General features: G+C 71.4%; 23 protein-coding genes. 17 read left to right on the forward strand and 6 right to left on the reverse strand.

The window, feature by feature from the left end:
• Positions 1 to 34: 34 nt before the first annotated feature.
• Both NIE79_RS31435 and NIE79_RS31440 read right to left on the reverse strand, forming a co-directional pair.
• Positions 35 to 1,285: an HNH endonuclease signature motif containing protein gene (locus tag NIE79_RS31435; protein WP_238682018.1), complete on the reverse strand. Its 1,251-nt coding sequence runs from the start codon at positions 1,283 to 1,285 to the stop codon at positions 35 to 37.
• Between the two features lie 169 nt (positions 1,286 to 1,454).
• The gene (locus NIE79_RS31440) at positions 1,455 to 1,934 is read right to left on the reverse strand and encodes a winged helix-turn-helix transcriptional regulator (protein WP_238682019.1); all 480 of its coding nucleotides are present in this window, start codon (positions 1,932 to 1,934) and stop codon (positions 1,455 to 1,457) included.
• A gap of 103 nt (positions 1,935 to 2,037) precedes the next feature.
• Here NIE79_RS31440 and NIE79_RS31445 point away from each other — a divergent pair, with 103 nt between their 5' ends.
• Entirely contained in the window at positions 2,038 to 3,630 is a 1,593-nt protein-coding gene (locus NIE79_RS31445; protein WP_238682020.1) for an MFS transporter, read from the forward strand.
• Here NIE79_RS31445 and NIE79_RS31450 read toward each other — a convergent pair.
• Positions 3,627 to 4,493 carry an oxidoreductase gene (locus tag NIE79_RS31450; RefSeq protein WP_238682021.1) on the reverse strand — a complete coding sequence of 289 codons (867 nt, stop codon included), beginning with the start codon at positions 4,491 to 4,493 and terminating at the stop codon, positions 3,627 to 3,629. The genes NIE79_RS31445 and NIE79_RS31450 overlap by 4 nt on opposite strands.
• A 132-nt stretch (positions 4,494 to 4,625) precedes the next feature.
• Between NIE79_RS31450 and NIE79_RS31455 the strand changes: the two genes are divergently transcribed.
• The 10 genes from NIE79_RS31455 (at position 4,626) to NIE79_RS31500 (ending at position 14,878) form a co-directional block, all read left to right on the forward strand.
• Positions 4,626 to 5,507, forward strand: coding sequence for a helix-turn-helix domain-containing protein (locus NIE79_RS31455; RefSeq protein WP_238682022.1), 882 nt, complete (start codon positions 4,626 to 4,628; stop codon positions 5,505 to 5,507).
• 75 nt (positions 5,508 to 5,582) lie between these two features.
• Entirely contained in the window at positions 5,583 to 6,125 is a 543-nt protein-coding gene (locus NIE79_RS31460) for a TetR/AcrR family transcriptional regulator (protein WP_238682023.1), read from the forward strand.
• Between the two features lie 88 nt (positions 6,126 to 6,213).
• Positions 6,214 to 7,245 (forward strand): medium chain dehydrogenase/reductase family protein, encoded by a 1,032-nt coding sequence (locus NIE79_RS31465; RefSeq protein WP_238682024.1) that lies wholly within the window; start codon positions 6,214 to 6,216, stop codon positions 7,243 to 7,245.
• A 289-nt stretch (positions 7,246 to 7,534) separates the two neighbouring features.
• The gene (locus tag NIE79_RS31470) at positions 7,535 to 7,708 is read left to right on the forward strand and encodes a hypothetical protein (RefSeq protein ID WP_238682025.1); all 174 of its coding nucleotides are present in this window, start codon (positions 7,535 to 7,537) and stop codon (positions 7,706 to 7,708) included.
• Positions 7,705 to 8,709 carry a glycosyltransferase family 4 protein gene (locus NIE79_RS31475; protein ID WP_238682026.1) on the forward strand — a complete coding sequence of 335 codons (1,005 nt, stop codon included), beginning with the start codon at positions 7,705 to 7,707 and terminating at the stop codon, positions 8,707 to 8,709. The genes NIE79_RS31470 and NIE79_RS31475 overlap by 4 nt, the downstream gene beginning before the upstream one ends.
• A 115-nt stretch (positions 8,710 to 8,824) precedes the next feature.
• The gene (locus NIE79_RS31480; RefSeq protein WP_238682027.1) at positions 8,825 to 9,961 is read left to right on the forward strand and encodes a glycosyltransferase; all 1,137 of its coding nucleotides are present in this window, start codon (positions 8,825 to 8,827) and stop codon (positions 9,959 to 9,961) included.
• A complete protein-coding gene (locus tag NIE79_RS31485) occupies positions 9,958 to 11,010 on the forward strand; it encodes a glycosyltransferase (RefSeq protein ID WP_238682028.1) in 1,053 nt (350 codons plus the stop codon). The genes NIE79_RS31480 and NIE79_RS31485 overlap by 4 nt, the downstream gene beginning before the upstream one ends.
• The gene (locus NIE79_RS31490) at positions 11,007 to 12,497 is read left to right on the forward strand and encodes a glycoside hydrolase family 130 protein (protein WP_238682029.1); all 1,491 of its coding nucleotides are present in this window, start codon (positions 11,007 to 11,009) and stop codon (positions 12,495 to 12,497) included. Before NIE79_RS31485 ends, NIE79_RS31490 begins: the two co-directional genes overlap by 4 nt.
• Positions 12,498 to 12,526: 29 nt before the next feature.
• Positions 12,527 to 13,741 (forward strand): PP2C family protein-serine/threonine phosphatase, encoded by a 1,215-nt coding sequence (locus NIE79_RS31495; protein ID WP_238682030.1) that lies wholly within the window; start codon positions 12,527 to 12,529, stop codon positions 13,739 to 13,741.
• A 69-nt stretch (positions 13,742 to 13,810) separates the two neighbouring features.
• On the forward strand, positions 13,811 to 14,878 hold the full coding sequence (locus NIE79_RS31500; RefSeq protein WP_238682031.1) for a DUF2855 family protein: 1,068 nt from the start codon (positions 13,811 to 13,813) through the stop codon (positions 14,876 to 14,878).
• Between the two features lie 6 nt (positions 14,879 to 14,884).
• On the opposite strand, the gene NIE79_RS31505 is transcribed toward NIE79_RS31500, so the two are convergent.
• Both NIE79_RS31505 and NIE79_RS31510 read right to left on the reverse strand, forming a co-directional pair.
• A complete protein-coding gene (locus NIE79_RS31505; RefSeq protein WP_238682032.1) occupies positions 14,885 to 15,700 on the reverse strand; it encodes a SigB/SigF/SigG family RNA polymerase sigma factor in 816 nt (271 codons plus the stop codon).
• A gap of 229 nt (positions 15,701 to 15,929) precedes the next feature.
• The gene (locus NIE79_RS31510) at positions 15,930 to 16,115 is read right to left on the reverse strand and encodes a hypothetical protein (RefSeq protein WP_238682033.1); all 186 of its coding nucleotides are present in this window, start codon (positions 16,113 to 16,115) and stop codon (positions 15,930 to 15,932) included.
• Positions 16,116 to 16,436: 321 nt separating this feature from the next.
• Here NIE79_RS31510 and NIE79_RS31515 point away from each other — a divergent pair, with 321 nt between their 5' ends.
• Genes NIE79_RS31515 through NIE79_RS31525 form a run of 3 tightly spaced genes read left to right on the forward strand, consistent with a single transcriptional unit; the run spans position 16,437 to position 19,720 of the window.
• A complete protein-coding gene (locus tag NIE79_RS31515) occupies positions 16,437 to 18,320 on the forward strand; it encodes a sigma-70 family RNA polymerase sigma factor (RefSeq protein ID WP_238682034.1) in 1,884 nt (627 codons plus the stop codon).
• Positions 18,321 to 18,334: 14 nt separating this feature from the next.
• Positions 18,335 to 18,997 carry a DUF305 domain-containing protein gene (locus tag NIE79_RS31520; RefSeq protein ID WP_238682035.1) on the forward strand — a complete coding sequence of 221 codons (663 nt, stop codon included), beginning with the start codon at positions 18,335 to 18,337 and terminating at the stop codon, positions 18,995 to 18,997.
• A gap of 24 nt (positions 18,998 to 19,021) precedes the next feature.
• Entirely contained in the window at positions 19,022 to 19,720 is a 699-nt protein-coding gene (locus tag NIE79_RS31525) for a hypothetical protein (RefSeq protein WP_238682036.1), read from the forward strand.
• A 22-nt stretch (positions 19,721 to 19,742) separates the two neighbouring features.
• On the opposite strand, the gene NIE79_RS31530 is transcribed toward NIE79_RS31525, so the two are convergent.
• Positions 19,743 to 20,303, reverse strand: coding sequence for a GNAT family N-acetyltransferase (locus NIE79_RS31530; RefSeq protein ID WP_238682037.1), 561 nt, complete (start codon positions 20,301 to 20,303; stop codon positions 19,743 to 19,745).
• Positions 20,304 to 20,384: 81 nt separating this feature from the next.
• On the opposite strand from NIE79_RS31530, the gene NIE79_RS31535 reads away from it, so the two are divergent.
• From NIE79_RS31535 to NIE79_RS31545, 3 genes are read left to right on the forward strand one after another with little or no spacing between them, the layout of a single operon-like run.
• The gene (locus NIE79_RS31535; RefSeq protein WP_238682038.1) at positions 20,385 to 21,095 is read left to right on the forward strand and encodes a siderophore-interacting protein; all 711 of its coding nucleotides are present in this window, start codon (positions 20,385 to 20,387) and stop codon (positions 21,093 to 21,095) included.
• Entirely contained in the window at positions 21,092 to 22,363 is a 1,272-nt protein-coding gene (locus NIE79_RS31540; protein ID WP_238682039.1) for an MFS transporter, read from the forward strand. The genes NIE79_RS31535 and NIE79_RS31540 overlap by 4 nt, the downstream gene beginning before the upstream one ends.
• Positions 22,360 to 23,859 (forward strand): MFS transporter, encoded by a 1,500-nt coding sequence (locus NIE79_RS31545; protein WP_238682040.1) that lies wholly within the window; start codon positions 22,360 to 22,362, stop codon positions 23,857 to 23,859. Before NIE79_RS31540 ends, NIE79_RS31545 begins: the two co-directional genes overlap by 4 nt.

Genomic DNA, 23,859 nt, shown 5'->3' on the forward strand with positions numbered 1-23,859 from the left:
CTTGAAGGGGTGCTTGGGCCTCGGCCGTCTGCTCTTACGTTCGTCGGTGGTAGTGGTTGCGGCGGGGGAGTTGTTCGGGGTCGAGCCAGGCTGGTGGGACGAATTCGGGGTGGCCGTCGCCGGCCAGGTGCACTGTCCAGTCGCTGTGGTGTAGGTGGCGGTGGTGGTGGCCGCAGAGCAGGACGGCGTTGTCGAGGCTGGTGTCGCCGCCGTCGGCCCAGTGCCGGATGTGGTGGGCGTGGCACCAGCGCGGTGGTCGGTCGCAGCCGGGGAACGCGCAGCCGCGGTCGCGGAGTATGAGGGCGCGGCGTAGTGGCCCGGTGATGAGGCGGCGTTGTCGGCCGACGTCGAGGACTTGGCCGGTGGCGCCGAGGACGGCGGGCAGGATGGTGGCGTCGCAGGCGAGCCGGCGCACGGTGTCCGGGGCGAGGCTGAGGCCGGTGTCGAGCGTGCCGGCACCGAGTTGCCGGGTCAGTCCGTCGTAGCTGGTGGTGACGACGATCTGCGCCGGGTCGCCGCCGCTGTCGGGTAGCTCACTGGTGCGGAGGGCGAGTCGGCAGACATCGGCGAGGGCGTCGTGGCGGCGTTGTCCGGGGGAGCGGGTGTCGTCGGGGCCGGAGGGCGCGGTCAGTGGGTCGATGGCGGCGCGGAACAGGCCGGCGGTTTCGGCGTCGAGGGTGCCGGTGAGTCGCAGTCGGCCGTCGGTCTGTTCGGACAGGGTGAGGTGCTGGTCGCGGGCGGCGCGGCGTGCTTGTGCGTGCAGGGCGGCGTGGGCGGCGGCGTCGGCGATGTCGGGGGCGACGTGGTCGAGGATGCGGGTGCCGAGTTTGCGCAGGTGGGTGGGGTCGAACTGGGCGGCCCAGCCGGTGAGCAGGCTGACGGCCTTGTCGGCGGCCTGCGTGCCGGCGGTGGCCTGGACGGTGTCGACGGTGTCGGTGATGACTCGGGCCTGGTCGAGGGTGAGGTGCCCGTCGGCTAGGGCTTGTCGGATGCCGGGGTTGCCGGTGTCGAGGGCGGTGGCGAGGTCGATCAGGCGGCGGGCGGCGGGGACGGTGAGTCGTAGTCGTTCGCGCAGCCACACGGCGGTGTTGGAGGCGCCCTGGGCGCGGGCGGTGCCGCGGCCGTCGATCTCGCGGATGAGGGTGAGGGTGACGGCGGCGAGGCGGTGCTGAAGGCGGTGCGCGGCGTCGAGCGCGGCGATCAGGTCATGTTCCGGGAGCGGCCATGCGGGGGCGTCGACGCAGGCGGCGACCGCGTCGTCTGCCTGCGCCAACTCCTCGACCATGACCCGACACTAGAACAGGTGTACGACACTTTCAGTCACCATGATCGATTTCCTCGCGGCAGGCAACGTGAAGCCGGTAGCCAGCGCGTAGCCGGCGGGGCGGGGTGGGGGCTGCGGCTTGGGAGCCTGCCGGCAGTGTCGCTTTGGAGTGTGGCCGTGGGCCGAAGCGTCAGTCGCGCCGGACGAGGCCCGGGCCGGCGATGATGTCGATGTCGCCGTCCGCGATCTCGTGACCGGCGGCGCAGCGGAGCACGGCGCGGATCGGCTCGCCGCAGTCGTGGTGGGTGGCGACGATGGACGGGCCGGTGTCGGCGGCGGTCCAGGTGTCGCCCCAGTTGCGCAGTGCGGTGATGACGGGCAGGAGTTCGCGGCCCTTGCGGGTGAGTTGGTACTCGTGGCGAGTGCGCTGCCCAGGCTCCCGGTAGGGGATTCGTTCGAGCAGTTCGGCGGCGACCATCTCCTTGAGGCGGGCGGCCATGGCGGGTTCGCCGACGCCGACCCGGCGGACGAAGTCGTCGAAGCGGCGCGTGCCGAGCAGGGCTTCGCGCATGATCAGGACCGTTGACCTGCTGCCCACGATGTCCATCGCCCGGGCCACCGAGCAGTTTTCGCTCGTCCAGGAATCACGATCGTCTCGTAGGTCCTCCATGCCGTCCAGCCTACCTGACTTGCATGAAGGCTAGCCAGGTGCTTCACTGGGTCGCGCTGACTTCAGCATACGCAAGTCAGATCACCAGCCTGAAGGATCTTCAGTGACCACCAGCCCTACGGCCCCGATCCCGCCCGGAGCGACCCCACCCGGGAAGACCCCACCAGGAGCGGCGGCACCCGGGCCGGCCGCCACCGCCCGTTCATCCTTGCGCGGCTCCCGCACGGTGACCCTGATCGCCATGTGCCTGGGCGCGATGATCACGTTCCTGCAGATCACCGCGACGGTCTCCGCGCTGACCACGATCCAGCGGGATCTGCGGGTCGACCCGACCACAGTGGTCTGGATCCCCAGCGCCTACACCCTGATGGTCGCGAGCGTCGTGCTGTCCGCGGCCACCCTGGGCAGCCGCTACGGGCGTAAGCGCATGTTCGGCGCCGGGGTCGTCGCGATGATCATTGGCGCAGCCGTCGTGGCTGGCGCTCCGACCGTCGCGTGGGTGATCGTCGGGCAGTTGCTCGCCGGCCTCGGTGGGGCTCTGATCCTGCCAAACAGCCTGGCGATCCTCGGCGCGACCTTCACCGACCCGCACCGACGGACCGAAGTCATCACCGCATGGTCGGCGGCGTCCGGCATCGGGCTCGCGATCGGCCCGCTCATCGCCGGCACCCTGCTGCGGCACCACCAGTGGCACAGCGTCTACCTGTCGACGATCGCGCTGGGTCTGATCACCCTCGTCGTCGCCGTCGTCGGGGTGGCCGAGTCCCGGCCGAGCGCAGCCCGACTCGACGTGCCCGGCCTGCTGCTGGGCACCGTCGCCATCGCGGCCGCCGTCTACGCGCTGATCCAGGGCGGGAAGGTCGGCTACACCAGCCCGGTGGTGTCGACGGCCTGGGTCGTCGCTGTCGTCGCGCTTGTCGCGTTCGTGCTGGTCGAGCTGCGGACCAGCGCGCCAATGCTCGACGTGCGGCTGTTCCGGTCCGCGTCGTTCAGCGCTGTCATGGTCGTCGGCGCCGTGTCGCTGTTCGGTTTCACCGGTGTGGCGATCCTGCTGGTCCTCTTCCACGAACGTGCCCAGGCGCTCAGCCCGCTGGACACCGGCTGGCGGATGCTGGTGCTCTTCGGCGCGTACGTGCTGGTCGCCTTCGGTGCCGGGCGCGCGATTCGTCGTACCGGATTCAAGGCGCCGTTGACCCTCGGTCTGGTCCTCGGTGCGGTGGCCAGCTTCGCGCTGGCGAACCAGGGGCCGACCACGTCGTTCGGTGACCGCTGGGCGTTGTTCGCGTTGTTCGGCGCGGCCAGTGGTCTGGTGGTGGCCCCGGCGACGGCGGCGGCGTTGGCCAGCGTCGCGCCCGCCCAGGCCGGAATGGCTTCCGGCGCGGTCAACGCCGCCCGCCAGGTCGGCTCGGTGCTCGGCTCGTCGGTGCTCGGCACGCTTCTCACCACCACGATGGTGTCCGACCTGCCGGCCCGGCTCGCCGCGCACCAGGTCGGCGAACCCACCCGTACCGCAGTGCAGGCGGCGGTGGCCTCCGGTGCCAACGGCGGCCAACCGCTGCCCGACCCGGTCCGGGCGGCGATCGCCGAGGCACTGACCTCCGGTGTCCAGGCCGGGTTGCGGATCAACGGCATTGTCTTCCTGGTCACCGCCGTGCTGGCGCTCACTCTGATCCGCAACCGGCCGCACCAGCACTAGGGAGTAAGAGCGTCCAACTCCTCGATGGCGTCGGTCGGCAGTTTCAGGTCGGCCGCCGCCATGTTCTCCCTGAGGTGCGCCAGGCTGGAGGTGCCGGGGATCAGCACTGTGGTGGGGGATCGCTGGAGCAGCCAGGCGAGGGCGACCTGCTGCGGTGAGGCACCCAGCCGGGTGGCAACGCCGTCGAGCGTGTCGGACTGCAACGGCGTGAACCCGCCGAGCGGGAAGAACGCCGCGAACGCGATGTTCTCCGCCGCGCACCGGTCGACCAGGGCGTCGTCCTGCCGGTTGGCGAGGTTGTAGAGGTTCTGCACGGTGACCACCGGCGCGATGGCCTGGGCCTCGGTGAGTTGGTCGAGCGTGACGTTGCTGAGCCCGAGGTGCCGGATCAGGCCCTCCTGCCGCAGCTCCGCCAGGGCGGTGAACTGCGCACCGAGCGGCGCGTCGCCGGTGCCCTCCGCCACGCCTACCCGCAGGTTGACCACGTCGAGCACGTCCAGGCCGAGGTGTTCCAGGTTCTCCCGTACCTGGGCCTTGAGGTCGTCCGGCTCCAGAGCCGGGATCCAGGAGCGGTCGGCGCCGCGGCGCGCGCCGACCTTGGTGACCAGGTGCAAACCCTGGGGGTACGGGTGGAGCGCCTCGCGGATCAGCTCGTTGACCACGACGGGCCCGTAGAAGTCGCTGGTGTCGATGTGTCGGACGCCCAGGTCGACGGCCTCGCGGAGCACGGCGAGCGCCTGCTCGCGGTCGCGGGGCGGGCCGAAGACACCCGGGCCGGCCAACTGCATCGCCCCGTAGCCCATCCGGCTCAGGGTGAGGCCGTCAGCGGGGGTGAGGGCACCGCCGGGAAGGTTCTCGCTCATCTCATCCTCTATCCGTGATCGCAGTAGGTACGCGTCGACTGTCCGCCGGCAGTCGGCCGGGCGGCAGGGCGAGCTGTTCCTGGTAGTGACACAGCCAGTCACCGGGCCGTCCGGCGATCTACCGTCGGTGGCATGGACGCAACGAACCCGCTCGGCGACTTCCTGCGCGCCCGCCGGGAGCAGACCCGGCCCGAAGACGTCGGGCTCGGCCCGGGCGTGGGCCTGCGCCGGGTGCCGGGGCTGCGGCGTGAGGAGGTGGCGATGCTGGCCGGCATCAGCGCCGACTACTACCTCCGTCTGGAGCAGGGTCGCGAGCGGCACCCCTCCGTGCAGGTCCTCGATGCCCTCGCCGGGGTGCTGCGGCTGGATCCGGAGGCGACCGCGTACATGATCGGGTTGAGCCGCGCGCGGTCGCGCAGGGCGGCCCGGCCGGCCGCCGAGCGGGTCCCGGCCAGCATCCTGCACCTGCTGCGGCAGCTCTCCATGCCGGCCTTCGTGCAGAATCGCTACCTCGACATCCTGGCCTCGAACCCGATGGCGAGGGCGCTGTCGCCGAATCTCGCCCCGGGCGCCAACCGACTCCGCGCGGTGTTCCTGGACCAGGCCGAGCGGGAGCTGTTCCGCGACTGGCGACAGGCGATGCAGAGCGTGGTGGGGCAGATGCGTGCCGACTCGGGCGGGGCCACCGACGACCCACGGTTGACGGCGCTGGTGGGGGAGTTGTCGCTCAAGAGCGACTGCTTTCGGCAGTTGTGGGCGCGTCACGAGGTCCGTCGACGGGAGGGCATCGTCAGCCGGCTGCACCACCCCGAGGTGGGCGACCTCGACCTGTACTGCGACAAGCTCGCGGTGGCGGGCGCCGACGGGCAGCTGCTGGTGATCTACCACGCTGAGCCCGGTACGGAGTCCGCCCGCTCGTTGGCGCTGCTCGGTTCGATCGCCGCCAGCAGTGCGGACGACGTGCCGGACAGCCTCCGACCCGGCGACCCGGCCCGCCTCTATCCGCTGGAGTGAGCCCCTCCGGGCGGACGAGGACGCCGCAGCGCGACGGACTTGACGACACTTGTTTGTGAGTGCACACTTACATACATGCGATCCACCGCCGAGGCCCGCCGGGTCACCGTCCTGAACACCGCAGTGTCGGTGTTCGCGCGCGCCGGCTTCCACGCCACACCGGTCACCGCCGTCGCCGCCGCCGCCGGCATCTCCGAGGCGTACGTCTTCCGGCTCTTCTCCGGGAAGCTCGGCTTGTTCGTGGCGGCGGCCGGGGCATGTTTCGACCGGATCGCCGACGCGATCGAGGCGGGTGCGGAGCGCGCCGGGGGTGACAGCCCGCAGGAGATCCTCGACGCCATGGGCGGTGCCTACGCGGAGCTGATCGCCGATCGCGACCTGCTGCTCTTCCAGGTGCAGGCGCAGGCCGTCACGGACATCCCGGAAGTCGCCGAGGCGGTGCGGGCCGGCTACCGCCGGGTCGCGACCTTCGTGCAGAGCCGGGCCGGCGCCAGCGACGCGCAGGTGCAGCAGTTCTTCGCGTACGGCCAGCTGTGCCACCTGATCGTCACCGCGGGCCTGGAGCAGGTCCCGGAGCCCTGGGCCCGTGCCCTGACCGCAGGCATTCGCCACCCCTGACCGAGCCCGATGCCGGGCCGCTTCGGCGGCCCACTTTTTCAGACCACTAAGTGTGTGAGTGCACACTTACAAACAAGGGAGAAGCCCGATGACCACCGACATGACGATCACCGAAGTGGTACTTCCCGGTGTGGTGGAGCCCGACGGCCTCCTGCTGCACCGGCGCCCGATGCCCGTCCCCGCCCGGGGGCAGGCGCTCGTCCAGGTCGAGGCCACCGGCATCTCGTTCGCCGAGCAGCAGATGCGCCACGCGCTCTACCCCGGCCAGCCGAAGTTCCCGTTCGTGCCCGGCTACGACCTCGTCGGCACCGTCCGGGCGGTCGGCCCCGGCGGCGACGACGCACTGGTCGGCACCCGGGTGGCGGCGGTCACCAAGACCGGTGCCTGGGCCACCCACGCGCTTGTCGACATCGACGCCCTGGCCCCCGTACCCGCAGGTCTGGACCCCGCCGCGGCCGAGACCGTCGTCGTCAACGGGGTGACCGCCTGGCAGATGCTGCGCGACGCCGACCTGACGGCCGGGCAGACCATCCTCGTGCACGGCGCGAACGGTGGCGTCGGGAGCGTTCTCGTCCAACTCGGCCGACACCTCGGCCTGCGAGTCATCGGCACCGCCGCCGAACGGCACCACGCCGGCCTGCGCGAACTCGGCGTCGAACCGCTCGACTACCGCGACCCGGAAATGGCCGCGCGGGTCCGCGAGCTGTCGCCGGGTGGCGTCGACGCCGTCTTCGACCCGGTCGCCGGCCCGGGCGTACGCACCTCGTACGCCCTGCTCGCCCCCGGCGGCAAGCTGGTCGTCTACGGCAACGCCGCCGCCGTGGGCACCGGGCAGTCGGTCGCGTGGGTCTTCGTGAAGCTGCTGGCCCGCCTTTACACCTGGAACGCGCTGCCCAACGGCCACCGGGCCGGTTTCTACAACTTCTGGGCCGGTCAGCTCACCCGGCCCGCCGCGTTCCGCCGTCGCCTGCGTACCGACCTCGGCATCGTGCTCGACCTGCTGCGGCAGGGAGTGATCGTGCCGCAGATCGCCGCCCGCTACCCGCTCAGCGAGGTCTCTGCGGCACTGGTGTTCGCCGAGAACCGCAGCCGGGCCGGCAAGGTGGTGCTGGAGCCCTGACCTCCGGCCCGTCCAGGGCGCTGGTGCGGCGGACCGCCGCGAGAGCGTACGGTGAACATGTCGTCCGGGACCCCGGTGGCCGCCAGACGCCGTCGCCACCAGCCCGCCAGGGGCGTTACCGCTCATCTTCTCCATCGCCGCGACGTACCGGTCGTGTCGGCTGATCGCAGACCGCGTCCCGACCGACCGGCGCCGCGTCATCGGTGTCCGGCGGTCGGTTGCCCGAACCGCGCACTCGGGTTCACCCTCCGTGCGAATTGTTCCGAACGCCTTAATTAAGGAGTACCAGATGAGGATCGCCAGGGATCGGATCGTCACCGCACTACGCGACCGGGGCCAGCAGGCCCGGGCCGACTGGGTCGAGCGCGAGCTGCCGGAGCACGTGGACCCGGCCAAGCACTCGGGGCTGCTCGCCACCCTGAACCTCAACCCAGCTGATCTCGTCGACGCGTCATCCCCTTGAGGGTTGCGCTGCTCGGACCGGTCGCCTGGCGTACGCCCCCACACCACTACGGCCCGTGGGAGCAGGTGACCGGCTTGCTCGCCGAAGGGCTGGTCAGTCGCGGGATCGACGTGACGCTCTTCGCGACACTGGACTCCGTCACGTCCGCCCAGCTCGACGGAGTCTGCCCACGGGGGTACGCGGACGACCCGGACCTGGACGGTCGGGTGTGGGAGGCGATGCACGTCTCCCACGCGATGGCCCGCTCGGCGGAGTTCGACCTGGTGCACAGTCACCTGGACTGGTTGCCCCTGGCGTTCGCGGAACACTGTCGCGCGCCGTTGCTGACCACAGTGCACGGTTTCTCCGGCGCGGGGATCCTGCCCGCCTATGGCCGAGCCCGCTCGTCGTACGTGTCGATCTCCGACGCCGACCGGGCTCCAGAGCTCGACTACGTGGCCACGGTCTACCACGGCGTCGATGTCACCAGCCTGCCGTTCACCAACGAGGCCGGTCCTGGGCTGGCCGCCTTCGGCCGGATCCACCCGGACAAGGGCACCCACACCGCGATCGAAATCGCCCGCCGCGCCGGCCGGCGCCTGACCATCTGCGGGATCGTGCAGGACGAGCGGTACTTCGCCGAAAAGGTTGCCCCGCACATCGACGGCGATCAGGTCGTCTTCCTCGGGTCAGTGGGTCCGCGGCGGCGAGCCGAGGTGTTGGGTGACAGCACCGCACTGCTGCACCCGATCGCGTTCGACGAGCCGTTCGGGCTGTCGGTAGTGGAATCGATGGTCTGTGGCACCCCGGTCGTCGCCTACAAGCGAGGGTCCATGGCCGAGGTCGTCGACGAAGGGGTGACGGGTCTCCTCGTCTCCACCGTCGACCAGGCCGTCGAAGCGATCACCCGGGCCGCCGGCCTCGATCGGGTGGAGTGTCGGGCACGGGCTGTGAAGCGCTTCAGCGCGGACCGGATGGTCGCCGACTATCTCGCGGTCTACGACAAGCTCGCCCGCAACTGACTGAACTGCACCGCTCTCCGTTCCGCCGGTCACACACGCTGACCAGCGTGCGCCGTTCCCGCGTGAGGCTCACCCGTACTCCTGCGGTGGCCGACAATCGGAAGGCCCGACGTTCATGCCCAGCTACGGATTCCTCAGCACCCACCCACCGACCCGGTGCGGACTGGCCACCTTCAACGCGGCCCTCGCCGCCCAGTTGACCGCCGACGGCACCCGCAGCGGCATCGTCCGGGTCACCGATCACGGCGACGACCAGCGGCCCGTACCCGGGGTGGTGCACACCTGGTCGGCGCGCAACCCGGCCGGATGGCGGGAGGCGGCGGCCGCTCTGAACGCGTACGACGTGGCGATCGTCCAGCACGAGTACGGCATCTACCCCGGGACCGACGGCGAGGAGGTCCTGCCGCTGCTGCGGCGGCTCAGCGTGCCGAGCATCGTGGTCTTACACACAGTGCTCAGCCAGCCCTCGGCCCGGCAGAAGTCCCTGTTGGAGCAGATCGTGGCGACCGCCGGGGCGGTCGTCACGATGACCGACACGGCCCGCGACCGGCTGCTCGTCGGGTATGCCGTGCCGCCGGGCAAGGTGACGGTGATCCCGCACGGCGCGGCCGAGCTTGCCGGTGTACCCGCCGACCGGCGTACCCGCCCGCACCTGCTGACCTGGGGGCTGCTCGGGCCGGGCAAGGGCATCGAATGGTCGTTGCGGGCCCTCGCGCGGTTGCAGGATCTGGAACCGACTCCGACCTACACGGTGGCGGGGCGGACCCACCCGAAGGTGATCGAGCACCACGGTGAGACGTACCGGGCGGGGTTGCACCAGCTCGGTGCCCAGCTGGGCGTCGCGCACGCCGTCGACTACCAGGACATCTACCACGACCAGGAAGCGCTGGGCCGGTTGATCCGCTCCGCCGACGTGGTCGTCCTGCCCTACGACTCCCGCGAACAGGTCACCTCCGGGGTGCTCATCGAGGCGGTGGCCGCCGGAGTGCCCGTCGTGGCGACGGCGTTCCCGCACGCCGTCGAGCTGCTGACCGGTGGGCCCGGTCTGGTCGTACCCCACCAGAACCCGGCGGCACTGGCCAAGGCGATCCGGCGGGTCCTGATCGAACCGGGCCTGGCCGCCCGGTTGGCCGGACGGGTCCGCCCGCTGGCCGCGCACCTGCGTTGGCCTGCGGTGGCGGCCCGCTACGACACCCTCGCCAAAGAGCTTCTCGACGCCCGCTCACCCGCCGTCAGCGCCGTGCCGGCGTGACAGCGACCACCGGACGCCCCCGGACGTCGACGCGTGGGCGCTGGGCGACGGCACCCGCGCCGAGCTTCGCGCACCTGGCTCGGCTGAGCGATGACACAGGTCTGTTCGAGCACGCACGGCACGCCATCGTCCGGCGTGAGCATGGTTACTGCACCGACGACGTGGCCCGTGGCCTGCTGGTCGTCAGCCGTGAGCCGGAGCCGAGCGAGGAACTGCTCCGGCTGGCGGAGCGGTACCTGGCGTTCCTGACCCACGCGCAGGACGCCGGCGGCGCGTTCCGCAACCGGCTCGGGCACGACCGGCGCTGGGTCGACGAGCCAGGGCTCGGCGACTGGTGGGGTCGAGCTCTGTGGGGCCTGGGCACTGCCGTCGCCCGCAGCCCCGCCCCATGGGTACGCGAGGAGGCGCTGGTCGCCTTCAGTCGCGGCGCCACCCGGCGGGCAAAGGCCCCGCACACGATGGCCTTCGCCGGCCTGGGCGCTGCCGAGGTGCTTCGCCGTCACCCGGGCCACGTCGTCGCCGCATCCCTACTGGCGGACGCGGCCAGCACGATCGGCCCGCCGGCCACCGATGCGGGGTGGCCGTGGCCACGGCAGGAGCTGACGTACGCCAATGCCGCCATCGCCGAGGTGATCATCGCTGCGAGTCAGCTTCGCGAGGGTGGCCCACCCCTCGCCGACGGCCTGCGCATGTTGACCTGGCTGCGCGGTGTCCAGCTCCGCGATGGGCGGCTGTCTGTCGTACCCGCCGGGGGTTGGCGGCGCGGCGCGGTGCGGCTGCACCACGACCAGCAGCCGATCGAGGTCGCCGCCCTGGCCGATGCCTGCGCCACGGCGGCCACTGTCACCGGCGACCCGGAGTGGGACAACGGGGTGCGGCAGGCGGTCGGGTGGTTCCTCGGCGACAACGACCTCGGCACGCCGATGTGGGATCCGGCGACCGGCGGTGGCTACGACGGGTTGACCCCGCACGGGCCCAACCTCAACCAGGGCGCCGAGTCGACCCTCGCGCTCATCTCCACGCTTCAGCACGCCCGGCGGTGGCCGTGACAGGCAGTCTGGCCGTCCGGCAGGACGTCACTCTCACCCCGGATCCCCGCCGCGTCATCGTCAAGCTCTTCGTCCCGGGTGAGGACGCCGCTGTGGTTCGGACCCGCGCGCAGGCGCTGATCGACCGGGTCGCGCACCTCGACGACGAGGAGACCGCACGGCTGCTGCGGGACACCCTCGACCGGTTCGGTGCCCGGCACCGCGACCTGGCCGGCACCTTCCGCCACCACTACGAGCTGGTCCGGCACCGTGCCGCGCGGGCCCGGGACCTCTCACCGAACAGCCGGCTGCTGGTCGGCGCCTACTTCAGCCACGAGTACGCCGTCGAGGCCGCTGCCCTGTGCAACCCGTCGATGGTGGTCCACCCGGACCAGGGTGGTCTCGGCCCGGGGCAGCTTCGCGTCGCCATCAGCCTGCGCCAGGTCGGGGAGGGCCACGTGTCCTCGATCGGATTCGCCACCGCGATCGTCGGCCCAGGGGAACAGCTCAGGATCGCCGACCGGGCCGGGCCGTTGGCCGTCGGGCAGCGGATGGGCGTACGGCACCGTCGGGACCTGCTCGTTGCCGGCCTGGCAGAGGAGGGCTGCGACAACGAGGTCGCGGCCACGGTGCTGGACGCGTTGCCCGAGTGGTACGACGGGGCCGCCTTCGAGCGGGTGCTCGGCAACCTGCCACCCGATCTGCTCTCCCGTAGCACCGGGTTGGGGACCGTCGAACAACTGCGTCGTACCAACGCCGGTAGCTACGCCACGGGCTTCGCCGCAGACACGGTTCTGCACCAGCGGGTGCTGTGGCCAGCGATCCCGGCGGAGAGCAACGGCATGGAGGACGCCCGGTTCGTCCGCTTCGTCGACGAGTCCGGTCCGGTGTACCGGGCCACCTACACCGCCTACGACGGCCGGAACATCGCCACCCGCGCGCTGGCCAGCGACGACCTGCGCCGGTTCGAGATGACCCCGATGCGTGGACCGGGCGCCCGCAACAAGGGGCTCGCGCTGTTCCCGCGTACCGTCGGCGGCCGGCACCTGGCACTCTGCCGTGCCGACGGCGAGACCATCGGCCTGACCGCACTGAACGACGAGAGCCGCTGGCAGGCCCCGACCCCGTTGCACGCACCGGGCGAGAGCTGGGAGTTGATCCAGGTCGGAAACTGCGGATCACCGATCGAGACCGACGCCGGCTGGCTCGTACTCACCCACGGCGTCGGGCCGATGCGTCGGTACGCGATCGGTGCGCTCCTGCTCGACCTGCACAGACCGGAGCGGGTCGTCGCCCACCTGCCTGGTGCGCTCCTCGCGCCCGACGAGGACGACCGGGACGGGTACGTGCCGAACGTCGTCTACTCCTGCGGTGCGCTCGTGCACGACGGTGAGCTGTGGGTGCCGTACGGGGCGAGTGACGCGCGAGTGGGATTCGCCACCGTGCCGCTGTCCGCGCTCCTCAGCGCGATGGTCGAGGCGGGCGGAGAATGCGCCGGGGCGGGGTAGCCTCACCGCTGGACAGGGGGAGGTGGAGCATGGCCGACATCGGCGAGGTGGTGCGGTGGTTGCAGCTCAACGCGCCCCGGGGCGGCCCGGACGAGGTGTCGCAACTGGTCGCCCGTACGGCGCCCGCCATCGGCGCCAGCGAGATCGTGATCTATCTGGCCGACTACACGCAGACCCTCCTCGTGCCGCTGCTCGGCGCGGGTCTCGACCGGGACCAGTTGCCGATCGAGACGACGCTCGCCGGCCGGGCCTTCACCACCCTCGACATCCAGCGAGCGCCCGACAACCCGGACCGGGTCTGGGTGCCACTGCTGCTCGGGTGCGAGCGGATGGGCGTACTGGAGATCGTCTCGCCGGCCGCCGCCGACGAGACGATGGACGGTGCGGCCTGGGAGGTGGCGGTCAACGTCGCCCAGATCCTGGTCAACCGCCGGCACTACGGTGACGTGGTCGAGCGGATGCGGCGGCGGATGCCGATGCAGGTCGCGGCCGAGATCGTGTGGGGCCTGCTCCCACCGCTGACCTTCGCCACCGACGACCTGGTGGTCACCGCCATCCTCGAACCGTGCTATGACGTCGGTGGCGACATTTTCGACTACGCGTTGAACGACCACGTGCTCAGCGTCGGGCTCTTCGACACCTGTGGGCACGGCATCAAGGCGAGCACCCTGGCCTCACTGGTGGTCAGCGCGTACCGCAACGCCCGTCGGTGTGGCCTCGACCTGGTCGACACGGCGATCAGCATCGACCGGTGGGTGCGCTCCGAGCACCCGAACTTCTTCGCGACCGGGTTGCTCATCGAGTTGGACCGTCAGACCGGCCGGCTCAGCATGATCAACGCGGGTCATCCCGGTGCGATGTTGCTGCGTGACGGCAAGGCCGTTCGGGAGCTACCCGGGCCGACCGTGTTGCCGCTCGGCCTGGGTCACCTGTCACCTCGCCGACCGCAGGTGCACGTGGAGAATTTGCACCCCGGCGACCGCATCCTCGCCTACACCGACGGCATCACCGACGCCCGTAGCGCGGAGGGGGAGCAGTTCGGGCTGGACCGGCTCGTCGACTTCGTCAACCGCGCTCTCAACGACGGGTTGCCCAGCCCGGAGACGATGCGTCGCCTGGTCCGCGCGGTCGTCGGCTACCAGGACGCCCAGCTCGAGGACGACGCCACGGCCCTGTTCGTGGAGTGGCGGCCGCCGCATCTGCCGCTCGCACACCTGCGCGACCTCGCCAGGCTCCGACCCTGACCGAGCGCAGTGGGATTTTGCACTCGCAGTGCACTTGTCTCCGATCGCGAGGCTGTCTAGCGTCACCTCATGGCTGACTCATGGACCTTCGCCGTGGCGCGTGACGACCTCGGGCAGACCACGCTCGTCGATGGTTCCACGCCCGCACTGGCCGACGGCGAGGCGCTGCTGCGCGTGGACCGCGTCGGCCTCACCGCCAACAACGTGACCTACGCGGTGCTCGGTGACTCGATGCGCTACTGGCAGTTCTTTCCGCCAGCTGCCCAGGGGCTCGGGCCGCAGTGGGGCCTGCCGCCGCTCTGGGGCTTCGCCGAGGTGGTCGCCTCGGCGGTGGCGGGGGTCGAGGTGGGGCAACGGATCTACGGCTACCTCCCGCCCGCCGGTCACCTCGTGGTGCGACCGGACCGCGTGGACGCGTCCGGGTTCCGCGAGGCGAGCCCGCACCGGGCCGAGTTGCCGTCGCCGTACAACGCCTACCGGTCGACCGCCGGCGACCCGGCGTACCAGCGCGACCAGGAGGATCTGCTGGTCCTGTTCCGGCCGCTGTTCTTCACCTCGTTCATGCTGGCCGACCAGGTCGTCGACAACGACTTCTACGGTGCCGAGGCGCTGCTGGTGTCGTCGGCGTCGAGCAAGACCGCGTACGCCGCCGCATTCGAGTTGCACCGGCGTGGGCCGCGCCTGGTCGGTCTCACCTCACCCGGCAACCTGGAGTTCACCCGGTCGCTCGGCTGCTACGACGAGGTCGTGTCGTACGACGACATCGACAGCCTCGACGTGGTTCCGACGGTCTACCTCGACCTGTCCGGCGCGCCCTCGACCCGCGCCGCAGTGCGTCGGCGCCTCGGCGACCGGCTGGTCCGGGACATCGCGGTCGGGCTCACCAACCAGACGCCGAACGCCGACGCCGCCGAGGAGGTGTTCTTCGCGCCGGTGCAGATGCGCAAGCGCAGCCACGACTGGGGCCGGGACGGGCTCGACCTGCGGTTCACCGAGGCATGGCAACGCTTCGCCGCCGTGGTGAGCGGGTGGCTGGACGTTCGGGTGGGCGCGGGGCCGGCGGCGCTTCAACACGCCTGGCTCGACGTTCTCGCCGGTCGTACGCCGCCACGGGTGGGCCACGTCATCCAACTCTGATCGGGCTCAGGCTGCGATGTCTGGATTGAGCTGGAGTCGCAGCGCGGCCAGCGAGCGGGTGATCAGCCGGGACACGTGCATCTGTGAGACACCGATCCGGTCGGCGATCTGGGCCTGGGTCAGGTTGCCGTGGAAGCGCAGGCTCAGGATCTGGCGCTCGCGTGCCGGCAGCGTGGCGAGGGCCGGGCCGAGGGCGACGCGGATCTCGACAAGCTCGAACGCGACGTCGTCGCCGCCCAGGGTGTCGCCGAGCTCGCGGCTGCCGTCAGCCCCGGTCGGGGTGGACAGCGACGTGGCCCGGTAGGCGCGGGCGCCCTCCAGCCCCTCCAGGACATTCTCCTCGGTCACGTCGAGGTAGGACGCGATGTCGGCGACGGTCGGCGAGCGGCCGAGTTTCTGAGTCAGGGCGCTGTTCGCCGCGCTGATGGACAGGCGCAGCTCCTGGAGGCGGCGCGGCACGCGCACCGCCCAGGTGCGGTCCCGAAAGTAGCGCTTGATCTCGCCGATGATTGTGGGAATGGCGTACCCGCTGAAGTCGACACCTCGGCTGTGGTCGAAGTTGTCCACGGCCTTGATGAGCCCGACGAAGGCGGTCTGGGCCAGGTCGTCGTCGGGTGCGCCACGTCCGCCGTAGCGGCGCGCCAGGTGCCGGGCGAGCGGCAGCCACGCCTCGATGGCACGGTCCCGCACCGCCGGACGGCGGGGATCGTCCGCCGGGGTCGCCGCCAGGGCGGCGAGAAGGTCGTCCGGGCTCTGCTCGCTGCTCCGCGGATCGATGCCGGCGCTGGTGGCGCTGGTGGCGTTGTCGACGATGGTGGCCATCTGGGTGGTCCTTCCCGCAGGCCCGTCGATCGAGTCGACCGGAAGAGTCTCCGAACCGGCTGCCGCCGGGGCGCACGTACGGGCGAAGGTGCGCTGTCGCAAGGCCACGAGCACGGGCCTCGCCACCGCGTCATGTCGTTCACTTGATGACCCGGACATTACCCGAAAGACCGATTATTTTCTAGCCGAAAGTATGAGGCTAGGCGTTTGAAGAGTGGGCGGGCGGGGATCAGCCGCGCTGATCCGAGGCGTCGACGGCGGTCGCAGCCGGCTGGTCGGGCTTCACAGCGAACGGGTGGCGCAGTCGCCGCATGGCCTCCTCGCTGCTGTCGAAGGTCACCGCCGGCCCGTCCAGCACGTCACCGTGCGAGGTGGCGAGGAACAGGGCGGGTCGACCGTTGTCGTTCGATGTCATGCAGGGATCCTGTCTCTACGAAAGGGGTGCGTCTGGGGCCTCGGCAACGTCGGCCGTGCGACCTGGTGACGCTTCGGCGCACACGCTGGCGCCCGAATGCTGGTGCCCTGTGCACGGGCGAACGCCCGGCGACACCGACACCCCGCACCATACCCGGCGCCGCCACCACATATGCGCCGCCGACGGACCCGTCTCGCTTGTGGCGAACCGGCCGCCCGGGAATTCTGTAATCCCCCCCGCTGCCGCGAGTCTCCGATCTTGAGGGCGGTCAGCACACCCAGCGTGGGCGCCGCGCGGATGAGCACCCAAGGAGTGAGACCCATGTCGTCAGCCGGTCGAGCACTGCCCGATGTCGGGTTGGTCGTCGCGGCCCGGCAGGGCGACCAGCGCGCTCTCGACGACGTCGTCGCGGCCTCGCTCCCGCTGGTCTACAACATCGTCGGGCGTGCGCTGCGCGGGCACGCCGACGTCGACGACGTGGTCCAGGAGACATTGGTACGGGTGATCCGTTACCTGCCCGCGCTCAACGACCCGGCGGCGTACCGGTCCTGGCTGGTGGCGATCACCATCCGCCAGGTGCGTGACTGGGAGACGCGCCGCCGTGTCGCGCTCAACCGCGATGCCGGTCTCGACGCGATCCACAACGTGCCCGACCCGGCCTCGGACTTCGCGGGAATGACAATCCTCCGGCTCGGCCTCACCGACCAACGACGCGAGGTCGCCGAGGCGACCCGCTGGCTCGACCCGGACGACCAGGAACTGCTCTCGCTGTGGTGGCTGGAGGAGACCGGCGAGATCACCCGGAACGAGGTAGCCGACGCGCTCGGGTTGTCACCCGGGCACGTCGCGGTGCGGATCCATCGGATGAAGGAGCAGATCCAGAGCGCCCGCGGCGTCGTACGGGCGCTCCGCGCCCGCCCCGGCTGCCCGGACCTGGGCGCCGTGAGCGCCGAGTGGGACGGCACGCCCAGCTCGCTGTGGCGCAAGCGACTGGCTCGACACGTCCGCGACTGCGCGTTCTGTGGGCGGCTGGGCACCAGCCTCCTGCCGATCGATCGGCTGCTCGCCGGTATGCCGTTGCTGCCGCTGCCGGCGGGTCTCGGTGCCCACCTACCGAGCGCTGCCGCCCCGGCCGCCGCCGTGCAGGCCGTCGCGCCGCCGAGCCCGACGGCCGGACCCGCCGCCGGGCCGACCCCACAGGGCGCGGTGCCCACCGATGCGGGCGGCGGCCCGAGCGTCGTCGACCTCGCGGTGAACCGGCCCCGTGGCCTCGTACCGTCCCTCGCCGCTGGGGTGGCCGCCGCCGTCCTGGCCATCACCATGGCGGTGGTGATCCTGCCGGATGAGCCGTCCGCACCCTCGTGGGCGGCGCCGCCGTCTGCCGCGCCCACCGCCGTCGCCGCCCCGAGCATCGCGCCCTCGCCGAGCGCACGGCCCTCGTCGAAAGCTCCGGTGGCGCCGGCGGTCAGCTCCGCCCGCAAGGGCGTCGGGGTGTGGAACTTCGCCGGGGCGAGCCAGGCGTTGGCGAACTCCAGGGCCAGTTGGTACTACACCTGGGGCACCCAGCACCCGGGGATCAGCACGCCGCGCGGTGCGACGTTCGTGCCGATGATCCGCAGCGCGGAGAACGTCACCGCCGCGGAGCTGGCTCGGGCCAAGGCCGCCGGGCCGTACCTGCTCACCTTCAACGAGCCGGACCTGCCCGAGCAGGCGAACATGACAGTCGAGCGGGCGTTGGACCTGTGGCCGCAGCTGATGGCGACGGGTAGCAAACTGGGCAGCCCGGCGGTCGCCTGGGGCGGGCCGGACCCGCAGGGTTGGCTGGACAGGTTCATGACCGGCGCCCAGGCCCGCGGCCACCGGGTGGACTTCATCACGCTGCACTGGTTCGGCGCCGACTTCACGACCGCCACCGCGGTGGCCCAACTCCGGCAGTACCTCCAGGCCGTCTACCAGCGGTACCGAAAGCCGATCTGGCTGACCGAGTTCGCGCTGATCCGCTTCGCCGGCGGCGGTTCGCAGTTTCCCAGTCAGCAGCAGCAGGCGGCCTTCCTCACGGCCGCCACCGCCATGCTCGGCCAACTCCCCTACCTCCAGCGCTACGCCTGGTTCGGGCTACCCGCCACTGACAAGGACCGGTCCGGATTGTTCAGCGACGGGACCGAGGCGACAGTGGTCGGCCGCGCGTTCCAAGCCGCCCGCTGAGCACTGGCGAACGAATGGACGAGCAGATCATGGTGGAGCGCCGAGGGCCTCGCGTACGGGCCGGGCGGCTGGTCGGCGTTGTCGCGACAGTGGTCGCCACGGCATTGGCCGTCGGGGTCACCCAGGGTTGGGGCCGCACCAACCAGGAGCCGGCAGCGTCGTCGGTGACAGCGTCGCCGGCCGCTGCGGTGCCGACCGCGCCGGTGGTCTTCAACGGCACCGACGACGCCTTCATCCAACTGCTGATCCCGATGAACGAGGGCGCGCTCGCGCTGATCGACCAGCTCGACGCCCGCCCGGCGGATCCGTCGCTGCGGGCTCTCCTCGGCGAGGTCCGGAAGGCCCATCAGGCGGAGTTGCGGGACCTGCGTGGGCTGTTGGCCGCGGGCAACGTGCCGGAGTTGAACATCCACGAGGGGCATCAGATGCCCGGCATGGTCACCGATGCCCGCCTCGCCGAGCTCCGTGCCGCGTCCGACGCGGAGGTGTCGTCGCGGGCGGCTGCCCTGATCCGGGCGCACCTCGCGCAGACAGTGGTGCTGTGCCGAGGCGAGCAGACCGCCGGGGGAAGCCCGGAGCTGAAGGCGCTCGCCGGCCGGATCCAGCAGGCGCGCGCCGCCGAGCTGAACACGCTGGACAACCGGCCCGGCGCGCCCACCGCGGCACCGGGCGGCTGAGCATGCGGCCCAGAGGACCGGCCGATGCGCACGTCTGACCTGCACGCTGACGTCCATCCTCCGTCCCGGGCGTCCCGCCCCGCCCACCGCGCCGTCCCGACGGACGCCGTCCGCCCGGTGCGGCGCGCAACGCACCGGACCCTGAGCGCGTCACCGCCCGACGCGGTAGCCCCGGTGCCGGCGGCGGGTTGGCGCGGGGGCCACCGGCGCGCCGCCGGCCGGGCCACCATCGTCGCCTCGGTTCTGACGGTCAGTCTCGGCTGGCTGATCGCGATCCTGGTCGCACCGCACGTCACCCTCTCTCCGGGTGCGCGGATGGTCGCCCTCTTCTGTCACCTGACCTGCCTCGTGGTGGGCTTCGGCGCGGTGCTGACTGTGGACTGGTTCAGCCTCCGCTGGCTGCTGCGTCGGGAACCGCTCGGCACCGTGCTGACCGCCGCCCGCGGCGCGCACCTGCTCATCTGGCTGGGTCTGGTGGGACTGCTCGCCAGTGGGGCCGCCCTCGGGCCGGACACGTCGTCCGGGCTGGTCTGGGTCAAGTTGGTCGCGGTGCTGGTGGTCGGCATCAACGGGCTGTTCCTCGGCCGGGTCCGGGATCGGCTCGTGGCCGTGCAGGGCCGCGCATCCTGGTCCGCCCTGCTGCCCGGTGTCGCCGCCGCCACGATCTCGCAGATCGCCTGGTGGACCGCGACCCTCGTGGGCTTCTGGAACGCCAACGGCTGACGGCCGCCGGCCGTGTCGGTGGTCAGGCCGGCGTCGGGTGCCTCTCCGCGAACCGGGCGCGGGTCAGGAACGCGAGTTGGGCCCGCTTGTCCGGCATGTCGATCTCGGAGTCGAAGGTGAAGCCCTCGATCTCCAGTCGGCGTAGGGCGAGGTGGTTGCGGACGTCCGGCTCGACAACGATCCGCTGCGCGGCCGGGTCGCGGAACAGGAAGCGGGCGACGGCCGGGCCGACCGCGTTGGTGAGGCTGCGGGCGAGGCGTCGGTCGGGGCTGAGCAGCAGGTGCATCCCGACGTCGCCGGGTTGGACGGAGTAGCGCTCGCCGACCGGGTCCGCCTCGGGCTGATAGCTCTGGAAGAGGCCGACCGGCTCCCCGTCGACCGTGATCAGGTACGCGTGGTGCGTGGGCAGACTGTCCACAAAGGCGTAGATCTCGCGGACCTCTTCGAGGGTGTGCGAACCCATTCCCCAGAAGGAGTTGCGAGGCAGGGTCACCCAACCGTGCAGGAGCGCGGCGTCGCGGTCGGGGTCCACGGTCACCAACGACAGCTCGCCGAGACCGGCGATCTTCTCCTGGTACGTCATCGGGCGCTGTCCTCTGTTCCATCCGGGGCGCGACTTAGGTTAACCTCCCCTAACCAAGGATGACCTTACCTGGAGGGGTGCGTGAAACGGAACTGGGAGGCCCTGGTCCTCAAGGCCATGGGAGGGCGGGACTTTCAGTTGACCGTCCTGAGCACCGAGTCAATCGACGGGCACTACCAGCGGCTCCTCCTGGACGGGGGCGGCCTGCTGGAGGCGTGCGGGGTGCACCCCACGATGTGGATCCGGCTGTGGTTCGACAACGACGGCCGGGCCCACCAGCGCGCGTACACGCTGGTGGACCCCGACCCGACCACCGGCCGCTTCACACTCGAATTCGCCATCCACGACGGCTGTGCGACACGGTGGGCCACCACGGCCAAGGTCGGCGACACCGTCAGCGCGACAGTGCAGGGCAGCGCGTTCGAGCTGCCCGATCCCGCGCCCGAGCACCTCTACCTGGTCGGCGACGCGGCCTCGCTGCCCGCGGTGAACAGCCTGCTCGACGCCGGTGCCGAGATCCCGGCGACGGTCTGGCTGGAGTACGCCCACGAGGGCGAGAAGGCGCTCGCGCTGCGGGCCCGGGAGCACCACGACATCACCTGGGTGCCACGGCGCGACGCTGGTCAACATCTCGTCGACACGGTCTGTGCCGCACTGCCGACCAGCGGCGCGGGCCACTACTGGGTGGCCTGCGAGGCGGCCACCACCCGGGGCATCACCAGGCACCTCCGCAAGACGCTGGGCGTCGACAAGGACCGGTTGACCTCCCTCGGCTACTGGAAAGCGGCATGAAGGGCCGGCTCGGCACCCTGACCGCGCTGTACGTCACCCAGTACCTCGGCGTCGGCTTCATCACCGTCGGGCTCACCGCAATCCTGCGCGACGGCGGCACCTCGCTGGACACGCTGGCGATGTTGCAGATCGTCGGCCTGATCTGGCCCATCAAGTTCCTCTGGGCGCCGATCCTCGACCGGTACGGCTCACGGCACCGCGGCCACTACCGCTCCTGGCTGCTCGTGCTCCAGACCGCCCTGGTGCTCGCTCTGCTGGCGCTGCTGCCGTTCGCCAGCCCGGCCGACGCGCTCGGCCCGATCATCGCGATCTGCGCCGCGTACGTGTTCTTCTCGGCCACCCAGGACATCGCCGTGGACGCCGTCGCGGTCCGGATGCTCGCCGACTCGGCCCGGGGGACCGGCAACGGCATCCAGGTCGCGGCGAGCTACCTCGGCAACCTGCTCGGCGGCGGGGCCTGCGTCCTGGTCTACGACCAGTTCGGCTGGGCGCCGGCGATCGGCCTGCTGGCCGCGATGACGGCGGTCGGCCTGCTGGTGGTGTGGCGGTTTCGGGAGCCTCCCCGTACCGATCGGGTGGAACGGGTCGGCGCGGCCTACCGGGCGTTGCTGTCGGTGTTCGGCCAGCCGGGCTGCCGGTGGTGGACCTTCGGTGTGGTGCCGTTGGTCTACGTCGGCGCGGGCATGGCGTACGCCCTGGTCACCCCGGCTCTGGTCGACGCCGGGTGGTCGTTGGGTCGGATCGGCGTCGTCACCGGCGTGGTGATCAGCGCCCCGGCCATCGTGGCGGGTCTGGTCGCGGGGCTCGGGATCGGGCGGTTCGGGCGCGGTGGCGTGCTCGTGGTCGGCGGCGTGGCGCTCACTGTGTCGACGTTGCTGCTGCTGCCGCTGATGAACGGCCGTGCGCCGCTGGGCGGGACGGTCGCCGCGCTCTGCTGCTTCATGGTGGCCTACACCGTCGCCAACGTCGTGCTCTACACGGTCAACATGGACTACTCCCGGCCCGACACCGGTGGCACCGACTTCACAGTGCTGTCGTCGTTCGGCCTGGTCTGCTCGTTCGTGGCGGCGTCAATCGGTCTCGCGGCGGCCGACCGGGTCGGCTATCCGGCGGTAGCGGTCGCGGCCATCGTGCTGGTGGCCGCCGGGGTCGCTCTCGGCCTCGCCCATCAGCGGCGATTCCCGCACCGGCCCGGCCCCGCCGTCGACCCGACGGCCGAGCAGCCCACCGAGCAGCCCGCAGTGGATGGCGTCAAGGCGGTGGCGTGACCACTGTTCAGCCGGCCACCGACACCGCGACATCGGCACGACTGCCACAGCGCTGGCTCATCCTGGCCGTGCTGTGCGTCGCGCAACTGGTAGTGGTGTTGGACAACACTGTGCTGACAGTGGCGGTGCCGGTGCTCACCACCGAATTGGGTGCCAGCACCGCCGAGGTGCAATGGATGATCAACGCGTACGCGTTGGTGCTGTCCGGGTTGCTGCTCACGGCCGGTAGCGCCGCCGACCGGTACGGCCGCCGCCGGATGCTGCTCGCCGGGCTCGTCCTGTTCGGGGTCGGCTCGCTGGCCGCCGGTCTGGCCGGCACCAGCGGGCAGTTGATCGCCGCGCGGGCCGGGATGGGCGTCGGTGGCGCGTTGCTGGTCACCGCGACGCTCGCGGTGGCGATGCAGGTCTTCGACGCCGCCGAGCGGTCCCGGGCGATCGGCATCTGGGCCGCCACCAGCGCGTTGGGTTTCGCCATCGGGCCACCGATCGGCGGCACGATCCTCGCGCATCTGCCGTGGGGCGCGATCTTCCTGATGAACGTGCCGATCGTGCTGGTCTGCCTGCTCGTCGGTCGCGCGCTGGTCCCCGAGTCCCGCGGGCCGGCCGGTGGCCGACTCGACGTGCTCGGCGCCGTGCTCTCCACCGCCGGCCTGACCGCTGTCGTCTGGGCGATCATCTCCGGGCCGGAGCGCGGGTGGGCGTCGACCGAGGTGATGGGCGCGGCGGTTGTCGGCGTACTCCTGCTCGGGATCTTCGTGGGGTGGGAGCGACGGGTCGCGCACCCGATGCTGGACATGCGCTTCTTCCGGGACCGGCGCTTCGTCGGTGCGATCTCCGGCGTCGTGCTGATCACGTTCGGTGCCACCGGCGCGCTGTTCCTGCTCACCCAGCACCTCCAGTTCGTCAGGGGTTATCCCGCCTGGGAGGCCGGTCTGCGGATGGCGCCCTTCGCGCTGTCCATCGTGCTGCTCAACGTCAGCGGCGTCGTCGCGAGCGTGATCCGTCGGCTCGGTCTGGCGGTCGCCATCGCGGTTGGCATGACGCTGCTCGCGGCTGGTCTCGCGCTGGTCACCCTCTTTCCGTCCGACGGGTACGGGGTCCTGCTGGTCGGGCTGCTCGTCATGGGTGTCGGTTGCGCGCTGGCCAACCCGGCCATCGTCGAGGCGGTGATGAGCGCGATCCCGGCGGCGAAGGCCGGCGCGGGCGCGGGTGTCGACGGCACCATGACCGAGGTCGGCAGCAGCCTCGGCATCGCGGTGCTGGGCGCCGTGCTGAACGCCCGGTTCGCGGCGCTGCTGCCGGCGGCCCTGGCCGGCGCCGGGTCGTTTCCCGCGGCTCTCGCCGCCGCCGGTGAGGGGGCGGAACGGGAGGCCGTGACCGTCGCCTTCGCCTCGGCGCTGGAGACGGGGCAGTTGGTGGGTGCGGCTGCGGTCTTGATCGGCGGCCTGGTGGCCGCCGGGCTGCTACACCGGGCAGACCGCACCAAAACCGCCTAA

This window comes from Micromonospora trifolii (assembly GCF_022229005.1).
Lineage (GTDB): Bacteria > Actinomycetota > Actinomycetes > Mycobacteriales > Micromonosporaceae > Micromonospora > Micromonospora trifolii.